General features: G+C 38.7%; 5 protein-coding genes. All 5 read right to left on the bottom strand.

Annotated features, from left to right (window positions below; all coding sequences use genetic code 11):
* Positions 1 to 90 precede the first annotated feature (90 nt).
* Positions 91 to 1524 (bottom strand): glycosyl hydrolase family 28 protein, encoded by a 1434-nt coding sequence (locus ACNQGH_RS05265; RefSeq protein ID WP_417954940.1) that lies wholly within the window; start codon positions 1522 to 1524, stop codon positions 91 to 93.
* Positions 1525 to 1555: 31 nt separating this feature from the next.
* Positions 1556 to 3868 carry a heparinase II/III domain-containing protein gene (locus ACNQGH_RS05260; RefSeq protein WP_417954939.1) on the bottom strand — a complete coding sequence of 771 codons (2313 nt, stop codon included), beginning with the start codon at positions 3866 to 3868 and terminating at the stop codon, positions 1556 to 1558.
* A 22-nt stretch (positions 3869 to 3890) separates the two neighbouring features.
* The gene (locus ACNQGH_RS05255) at positions 3891 to 5543 is read right to left on the bottom strand and encodes a hypothetical protein (protein WP_417954938.1); all 1653 of its coding nucleotides are present in this window, start codon (positions 5541 to 5543) and stop codon (positions 3891 to 3893) included.
* Between the two features lie 17 nt (positions 5544 to 5560).
* The gene (locus ACNQGH_RS05250) at positions 5561 to 6961 is read right to left on the bottom strand and encodes a glycosyl hydrolase family 28 protein (RefSeq protein WP_417954937.1); all 1401 of its coding nucleotides are present in this window, start codon (positions 6959 to 6961) and stop codon (positions 5561 to 5563) included.
* A gap of 136 nt (positions 6962 to 7097) precedes the next feature.
* Positions 7098 to 9236 carry a beta-galactosidase gene (locus ACNQGH_RS05245; protein WP_417954936.1) on the bottom strand — a complete coding sequence of 713 codons (2139 nt, stop codon included), beginning with the start codon at positions 9234 to 9236 and terminating at the stop codon, positions 7098 to 7100.
* Between the last annotated feature and the right edge of the window lie 48 nt (positions 9237 to 9284).

The raw sequence follows: 9284 nt of genomic DNA, 5'->3' as shown, positions 1-9284 counted from the left end.
TTTTTGCAAAAAAAAAACAGGAAATCGAGAAAGATTTCCTGTTTTGGAATGTTGGTTTGCGTGATAGTTACCATGTAATTTTTATAAGCATTATTTTATGCTTTCGTCTAATGATTTGTAAACAAGCCCCTCTACATACAAACCTTCATAGAATCTGGCGAAATCAGATAGTTGCATGTGGCGTTTATTAATCGATTTGTCGGATATTTCAGTGCCGTTTATTTTCAAACCTTCGAATACAATATTTTTAATACCGCGCTCCGGTGAATAGCCTTCGATAATCGAGAGGTTGGCATTTTTCCCGTTATAGCTCACGTTTTTAAAAAACACATTTTCAATCCCGCGCCCAGGAGCTTTTGCATATTTTTTATTAAAGGTGACCCTTAAATTAATAAGTTGCCCCTGTTCAAAATCTTCTACCCGGATATTTTCGAAATAAATATTTCGGGCTAAATTTTCATCAGAGACATTAATAGACATGCAGCCCTGGTAATTAATTTGAGGTTCATCATGATTCAAAATATCGATGTTTTCAAATTTTATATTTTCGATTACTTCGGATTTACCCGGCTCCGGATTTCCATGGGTTCCAATTAAAATAGGATGCGCCACATCGGCCCAAAGTGTTGCATTTTGGACCTTTACATTTCGACAATCTCCGAAAAACTTCCAACGATGTCCATAAATAGCGATACAATCATCGGAATTACGCATAAAAACGCCATCAATTAAAACATTAGTATTGCTAAATAAATCGATTCCATCGCCCCAACCTTTGGAGCTGAAAGAGCGGATGTTTTTGATTGTTAGATTGGTAGATTGACCGCTGGATACAGTATAATGGTTTGGATTTAGAAAAATAAGATTTTCAATTTGAACTTGGTCTGAGAAATTCACACCCACGCCATCATCGGCTTTATAAACAATTCCACGGCCACAAATGCGTACGTTTTTAACATTGTAGCAATGAATGGAAGCTTTGAGGACCGCCCCTGGGGCCAGATATACCGTTTTGCCACTTGGGACATGCAGTACATTGTCTTTGATTTTATGAAAGCCCGCAGCAAAATAAATTACTGATTTATCTTCGGGATTAGGTTTGTAAGTTTCGGGTGCATTAGTGAAAATTTGCAGATTGTGAAAAATGTCACCATTGACTTCAACAGAAAGATTACAGGGTTTTGAAAGCGAAAATGTTAGTGTGTTGCCATTTATTAGCGGTTGGAATCCATAAGACAACGGACGGATTCGGGCAGACTGAACCATTCCCCGATTGTACGTTACAGCAAACTCAACAGTTCCTTTGAAGTCAAAGTTTACCATAGAACTTTTGGTAACGTTATGCATGTCTACCAGAGCTTCATATTCATATAAATCCTGCCATTTTCCACCCGGGATTCTCACCTTTACGGTAAAATCATCATTATGAGGAATACTGTCTGATGCCGGAAATGTGATTAGTTCTTGTGCATGTAAACAAAGGCTGAAACAGGCGAATAGAAGTAGGGTAACTATTTTTTTCATTGAATAAAGATTGAATTAATTTTAATAAGAATTATTTTTTCACGACGATTTTTGACAATTTAGAATCCGAATTATAATCGACTGCTACCTTTTTGCCGTTGACGCTGATCGATTGCTGATTTTTTTCAGAAAATAGAGAAACAGCTACCTGATCTTGTCCCTGAAATTGCATGCTTCGGTTGTCACCGTCAAAATCCACGATGGTGAAGAATTTGGAGAGTGCATGAATTAATGGTGTCCCATTTCTGCGCAAGTAGCTACCATCGGAAATAAACAATCGTTTTATGTTTTTTGGATTGCTGCTGTCCGCATCCTCGGGAAATGTTAAAACCATCAGATACGCATCGGTATCCCAGCCGTTCATTACATTGAGGCTATTGCGATGTTTGATTCGGCCGTCGGCCAATAGGTTTAGATAGATTTCCGTTGTCTGTCCCATTTGGGTTATTCGGATTCCTAAAAAGTCTTTTCCGTCAAAGCGTTCAATAATTGGTAAATTATCTTTGTTTTGATCACTCTTCAAGGTGATGGCAGTAATGAATTTGGTGCGGTTGGTTTCTTGAAAATGACTGATGGACCAATAGGGTTGTTTGATATCCGGTTCATGATCTTTCAGTCCTGATTTTTCTTCTAAACGCATTTTTTCCGGAAAGTCATGAGGCAGTCCTCCATCAGGAAATGTCTCTGGATAAAGCGGATGGATTAATACTTCTGCATCACCATCTTTAACCGATAGATCCAATCCACGACGTTTTGATTCCCCATTGTAATGCAGCAACCATTCAAACTTTCCGGGCTCGTAGGATTCGAGATCATCCATCACCAGAATAACATCACCTACCCATAAAAAATGGCGGTAGTTTCGGGAAAACCATTGCGAAGTTGGACCAGTTGCATCCGCAAAAATATATTTCATATTATCAGCTTCAAGCAAATTATAAAGGTGTCCTTCATTTTTTACCCCAAAATACGAATCTTTCCTGCTTTGGGCTTTCCCATTAAAAAGTGCTACATTATGCGCTTCGCTCTGGCAGTAATATTCGGTGTATTCCGGTCGGCCATAGGATGAATTTCCGGAGTCGATAAGCAGGTTTTTACCATTGTGAAACAAGATGAAAGAGCCGGCATCCGCATGTGCATGGTTCCAGGTAGTACCACATTTGATGCCAAGCATGGTTGAATTGTCTTTCCATGAATTACGCAAAGTGGCCCAGCCTATGTCTGAAAACAGTTTTGATTCAGGAAGGTCAGGGACTTTTACTTCTTTTTGATTTGAAAAATCAGGATATAAAATCAGTCCTTGCGGGCTGTCCAGTTCAAGACCTTCTTTGTCTGAACCTTTCATTGTTTTTTGCAAATACCAGGCATAACGGTCTTTATGAACACCTAGATTCCATAATAATAGCACACAGGAATTTCCATTTCTTTTGATGCTACCGTCGCCAAAATTGACAGATAGTGGTACGTCTTTCGTGTAATATGTTGTTTGAATAAAAAAGTCAGCCATTTTTTCCATAGCCGGGACCTCAGGCAGTTGTACTCCCGGAAGTACATTTTGGAAGGCATAACGAAAAAGCAAATATTGAGAAAAACCAAAACTAGCGTAGTTTATACTTTCATAAAATCCACCATCACGGCCGAAAGTCATTGGTTTGTTATCCATCACATTTCCAGAAAAATTAACCCATTCTGTAGCTGTTTCTGAAATTTCAGTAGCCCATTTTTGAGCGTGGGGAATCTCGTCTTTTACTGCCAATGCAGCAAATCCAGCCATGTCGACACAGGCACTCCACCAATTATGTCCCATAGTATCAAAAGTATGAATATTCGTTTCAGGGTTAAGCCAATCATCCATAGCAGGTTTGATTCCTAATTTAACGATTCCGTCAGCAATTTGTTTTCGTTCGGATCGCGTGAGATAATTGTACGCACAATCATATCCGATGGCCATATAATAACTCGTATGAGCAGTTCCTAAACCACCTTTCCATGGTGGAGAGCGTTGCAATAAATCCTGTCCTTCCCAAGTTTGCTGACTTATAACGTTTAGTAAGACTTGTTTAATTCTTTCTGCAAAACGGGAGTCGCCAGTCATTCGGTATGCTAATCCCAGTTCCTGTAAATCAGGTGCACTTGAGCGCTCCCGTTTAAGGATGTCTTCCGCTTTTTGTAATTGGTTCTCCCAAACTTTTTTGACCTCTGGATCATTTTTAATCTGTTCTTTCAAACGGGAAATATTGGCATCAGTGTGTAATAAATATTTTCGTCCTTGTGCAGAAACGGTGATGCTAAATACGCAGCTGATTAACAATAAATATTTTTTCATTTTTCTACTAGTATTCATTTAAAGAATATTTAATTATTTTTTATTTTAAAATATAAAAAGTTTGTCCAACTGGTGTAGCTGATTTTATTTTGGGTTCAATAGAACGTCCATATTGCCAAGCTACCACAGTAATCTTAATAGGGAATTTGCTTCGCGGCGGAATTTTTGTAAAAATTAATTTCCCGTCTTTCCATTCTGCCGGGCCTTCCTGTACATAGAAATAAACGGGCATCCCGCTATCCGAAGACGCTTTTAAAGATATGGAATTTATCCCTTGTTTTATATTTTGTATTGCTGGAAAACGGATGTGTTGATCTATCCCGTCTTTATTTTGCAATGGTATTCTCACATTGAATTGCTGCACACTACTCTTGTAGTTTTTGTCTCCCGGATGACTTGCCATTAACCAAATATCTCCGGTTCTCTTCTCATTATCCAGTCCCATTCGATAGAAACGAACAGTAAAGGTCGTATCATTTATTTTTTCAACAGGACCACATATTCTGGTAATTGTAGGGTTTGCTTTCGCATGATTACCAATGGATTTCGTCCTCAAGGTGTCGGTAAAAAGGGCTTGTACATGAAAAGTAAGTCCATCCGCTTCAGGAGAGAACTTGCCAAAAATGCGGGCATGTTGTTTTGGATTAAAAGGGAGTAAGGCTCCATTTTGGCTAAAGCCGAGGTATTGTTCTTTTTTGCCGCGAACTTTGGCGTAAAACTTTTCGGTTGCGTGAGCCATTTCCTGATCAAAATACCAGAAAGCCTCTTTTTTTTCTCCTTTATACTGATTATAAAGAGCAGCGGAATAAGTGGGTTTTAAATCCTTTTTCCATCTTTCCTTGAGCCAGCCTTTTCTTGGATCCAGAGGTTTTAATAGGACTGGTTTGTCAAGGGCTGTTGCTGATGGTAACCGGTATTGTACCGCTTTTTTGATGAATAAAATGAGGTAATCTATTAGTTCATTCGAAATATCAAAATGACCGTGTCCGGCATCACATAAAAAAGAGACTGTAGCAGCTGGAAAACGTTGCTGAAAATCGAGTGCTGGTTGTACTCGTGTTTCCAACCATTCATATTCGCCTTCGACCATTAAACCAGGCACGCCATCAATGTTTCGGTTTCCCCATTGCATATTTGGACGTCCAAATCCGGTGAGGTTTGTTAAGGGAGCATCTCCATGAATGGATAGAACTGCCAATGTTCTTGCTGGATTCCATGCTGCAAAATTCCAAGGATACGTAGCATAGGCTGAATGTCCAATAGGAATTGCAGGAACAAATTGTAGTTCTGTATAGCCTGATGCTGTTGCCAAGGCATTCATGATTGATTCGAACTGCTCGCCAGCACCATTATTGAAGTCAAACAACATATTGAATCCTGGAGAAACCCAAACGATCGCTATGTCTAATTTACCCATTTCTTTTCGAAATTTAGGATTCTCAAAAATAGTTTCTTCTGTCATATTATGCTGACCAATTAAAACGGCTCGAACATGTTTGCAATTTTCAGGAATCCTCAAAAAGGCTTGAGGGGGTTCTTTGGTTTCGTTAGAAATAATAGAAGTAAGAGGAACTGACCACTGGTATTGGGCGACAACTGGAGTGCTTAATAATAAAGAAAGTACTATTATTAAAAAACTTAATTTGTTTAAGAGTAATCTTACTTTAAATAGTATAAATAGGTTTAGTAGCATTTAGAAGTGTTTTGAGATTATTTTTTCGTAAATTTTATATCTTCTGAAAAATCTCCAATTCGTATATTTCCTTCTGTTGTGTTCTTACTATATTTTCCATTTATTTTTAGATTTTCAATCCGAACTCGATTAACAATACAATCTTTACTGTAACCGTTAATTACAGATGGATTGGCTGAGTTTCCATTGTATTGGATATTTTTCAATAGTAGATTCTCTATACCCTTGCCAGGTGCACCACTATATTTTTCGTTGAAATATACCCTAAAATTGAAAAGTTGTCCTTCTTGGAAATCTTCAATTCGGATGTTTTCGTAAGTGATATTCCGAACCAAATTGTTATCACTGGCACTGATAGCTAGGCACCCTTGGTAATTAAGGTCATCTTCGTCATGTTCCAGAATGTCGATGTTGCTAAATGTGATGTTTTCAATCGTGTCGCCGCCGGCTTCTGCATTACCGTGCAGTCCAATATTGGTGGGGTGGGCAACGTCGGCCCATAGCGTTGAATTTTTAATCTGATAATTTCGGGCATCACCGTAAAACTCCCATCGATGGCCATAAATTGCAATACAATCATCGGAATTGCGCATAAATACGTCGTCGATTACAACATTTGAACACGACATCAGATCAATACCATCACTCCAGCCTTTACAGCTGAATGACTTGATGTTACGAATGGTCAATCCATCTGTTTCTCCGCCATAAATGGTATAATGACTCGGATTTATGAAAATAGGTCCGTCAATTGTTATGTTTTTAGAATGACGAATTTCAACGCCTCTTTCAGGCTGGAAAACAATGCCGTTCCCGATGATTTTTACATCGTGGGCATGATCTATCAAAAGTTTTGCTTTAATAACTGCACCACCGTCAATAAAAACTGTTTTTCCTGAAGGAATATGAAAAACATCGCCCGGTAAATCTTTAGGCTGATGAACACCCGGACCAAAATAGATCACATTCGGATCTTTTAAATCTGGTTTCTCTGTTAAAATTGAATTCGCAAAAACATGCAGATTGTGTAGTTTGTCTCCATTTATTTCCAACGATATTTTACGGGGTTGGTCCAATGAAAAGGTAATTACATTTCCATTTATCTCTGGTGATATTTGGTAGGATAGTGGTCGGAGTTGTACCGAATTCACTGCCCCATTGTTCTTACGGACTGAAACTTCAACTTTTCCAGTGAAATCAAACGAAACCATCGAGGCATTTTGTACGTTATCTAAATCGACCTGAACATTATACTCAAACAAATCAATCCAATCACCACCTGGCTGACGCACTTTGACTGTAAAATCATCATTATGCGCAGTATATTTTATGCCAGCTGGTGCCTCATAAGTAACTAATTTTTGTGCTTGTATTACAGAGGAAATACAAGATATGAAAATCCAAAAATAGTGTTTCATTCTAATTTATTTTATTTAATCTACCGTTCGTTTAAGTTTTGTTTATCCTAAAAATAAAAACTCAAATTTATTTTTTATTTAAGAGAAAACTATTCTGTTCTGTTGGTTAAATCGTAATTAATTTCATTGTCACACATTATCCTTTCCAAATAACAACTTCTGCTGGTTTAAGTATTTTTTGTCCGATAAGTACTTTCGCATTAGCGGGTACCGGAATTTCCTGATTTTGTGAAGAATAATTAAATCCGTACCAAAAACCATTACTATATTCGACTAATACCCCATCCGGTAATGAAAGGGTGGGCACATTTGCGTTGTTGAATATTTTTTGCAGTACTTCCTTTTCCAACTGTCCGTCATCGGTATCAGGACCAATATAGGTAACAGTACCTTTGCCTAATTTACGATGTAAAACCGCAGCTTTTCCTTTGTAAAACTGATCGGTATAGTTTGCCCAAACGGTTGAGGCATCCTGCGGTTCTATAACATCTCCCCAGTTATTCCAGTCAAAGGAAGTTTCGCTCATTTTTACTTTTCCCATTAAGGTGGTTGGCAGCAAATCAAAATAAATTTCTTTGGCTCCAATCAATTCCAGGATTGGTTTTTGAAACAGGGCTTCCCATAAATGGGCTTCCCGGTCTTTCTGGCCTGTACGGCAGGTAAGAACCAGGTTGCCACCATTCTCCACATAGGTTTTCCATCGGGTGGCCAGTTGATCATCTAATAGCTGATAAGCGGGTGCTATTAAAAATGGATAATTGGAAAAATCGTTACTTTCATCAATTACATCAACTGGGGCTCCAAAGGATTTAAGTGCCTTATAGTACCGGTTTACATGAGCCATGTAGTCCCACTGATTGGTTTGAGGCTGATATTCCATTTCCCAGCGGTTGTCCGGGTTGTAAAGAATAGCTGTTTTTCTTTTAATGAGAATAGCCGGTGTTGTTGTTTCGGGTTTGTACCATTTGCGCAGTTCCCGTAATTCTTTTATCACTTTTACATATTCATCACCCGAGCGACTCACCGTAATACCATCGGTTTTCATGATACCATAATGGTATTGTTCCCCTCCGGACAAAGGTTGGCGAAAACGGTAATTACAAACAAATTTATTACCGCCTGCCATTACGTGATACATCCACATCCGTACTGTTCCAGGCATAGTTTGTGGATTAAACAATCCCCAGTTTACCTGTCCGGGTTGTAATTCCATTACACCGCTTACCCCATTTATGGGTCTGAAAAAATCATTTGAAAACCCAATGCTGTTCGCTGATCCCATCCGGAAGCCCTGTTCCCCATGTCCCAGATCATATCCTTCTGCCAGATATTTGGTATAGGTTTGGAAATCCAGTTCTTTCATTCTCAGCGGATCAACGGCTGAATGCTGCGGCATGAGATTGGTTGTTACCCATTGCGAAGGTTTAATGTATTTACGCAGTATGTTTTTCTGCAGGATAACAAAACGGGCGGCTTCATCCGCTGTAAAGCGTTTGAAATCAAGAATGGCATGAGGATTGGCCTGTTGTACCAATTCCTTTTGGTTAGGAATGCGGATCTGTTCAAAATTATTGTAGGCTTGACTCCAGAAAGCATTTCCCCATACCTTATTTAAGGTTTCTATGGTTTTGTATTTGTTTTTCAACCACTCTCGATACGATTTTTGGGCGTTGTCGCTGTAGTCAAAAGAAGCTCCATAATGAGAGGGTTCATTATCAATCTGCCATCCCCAAACGGTTTTATTGTTACCGTAACGCTCAGCCAGTAAAGTCACTATTTTAGTAACGTATTCCTCATAGGTTTTACTTGACCATGATGCCTGTTGCCTTGCACCGTGTTGTATCGTACGCCCTTCGGCATTCACCATTAATATGTCGGGATGCTTTTGAGAAAGCCAGGCTGGGGGAGTGGGGGTAGGTGTACATAACACTACTTTGAGATGGTGTTTTTCTGCCAGTATTACCGCTTTATCCAGCCATTCGAAATTATACTTTCCTTCTTCCGGTTCCATTGTTGACCAGGCAAATTCACCGAAATGGGTGAATTCAAAACCAAGGTCAGCCATTTTTTTGATATCCCTTTCCCAATTGGATTCTGGCCATTGTTCCGGGTAATAATAACTACCCACCAGCATAAGGTCTTTTTTATCAAAAAACTTTTCAGATTTTTGTGCAAAGGACACTTGTAAACAAGCTGTCAGCAGTATAGCTATAGTAATTTTATTTATAATAAAACGACTGCAAATAGGGTTTGAAATGCGGATTATTTGTAACATAATTTTTTATAATTTGGCTAATTGATATGTTTTACTTTTAATTGTTTT

Source organism: Flavobacterium kochi, assembly GCF_048286715.1.
Taxonomy (GTDB): Bacteria; Bacteroidota; Bacteroidia; order Flavobacteriales; family Flavobacteriaceae; genus Flavobacterium.
The sequence above is the reverse complement of the archived record's forward strand: the minus strand, read 5'-3'. Positions and strand labels throughout refer to the sequence as shown.

Excerpts from the sequence above, each read along its gene's own strand:
- ACNQGH_RS05245 (WP_417954936.1), bottom strand. The coding sequence starts at position 9,236 with ATGTTACAAATAATCCGCATTTCAAACCCTATTTGCAGTCGTTTTATT.
- ACNQGH_RS05250 (WP_417954937.1), bottom strand. The coding sequence starts at position 6,961 with ATGAAACACTATTTTTGGATTTTCATATCTTGTATTTCCTCTGTAATA.
- ACNQGH_RS05260 (WP_417954939.1), bottom strand. The coding sequence starts at position 3,868 with ATGAATACTAGTAGAAAAATGAAAAAATATTTATTGTTAATCAGCTGC.
- ACNQGH_RS05265 (WP_417954940.1), bottom strand. The coding sequence starts at position 1,524 with ATGAAAAAAATAGTTACCCTACTTCTATTCGCCTGTTTCAGCCTTTGT.
- ACNQGH_RS05255 (WP_417954938.1), bottom strand. The coding sequence starts at position 5,543 with ATGCTACTAAACCTATTTATACTATTTAAAGTAAGATTACTCTTAAAC.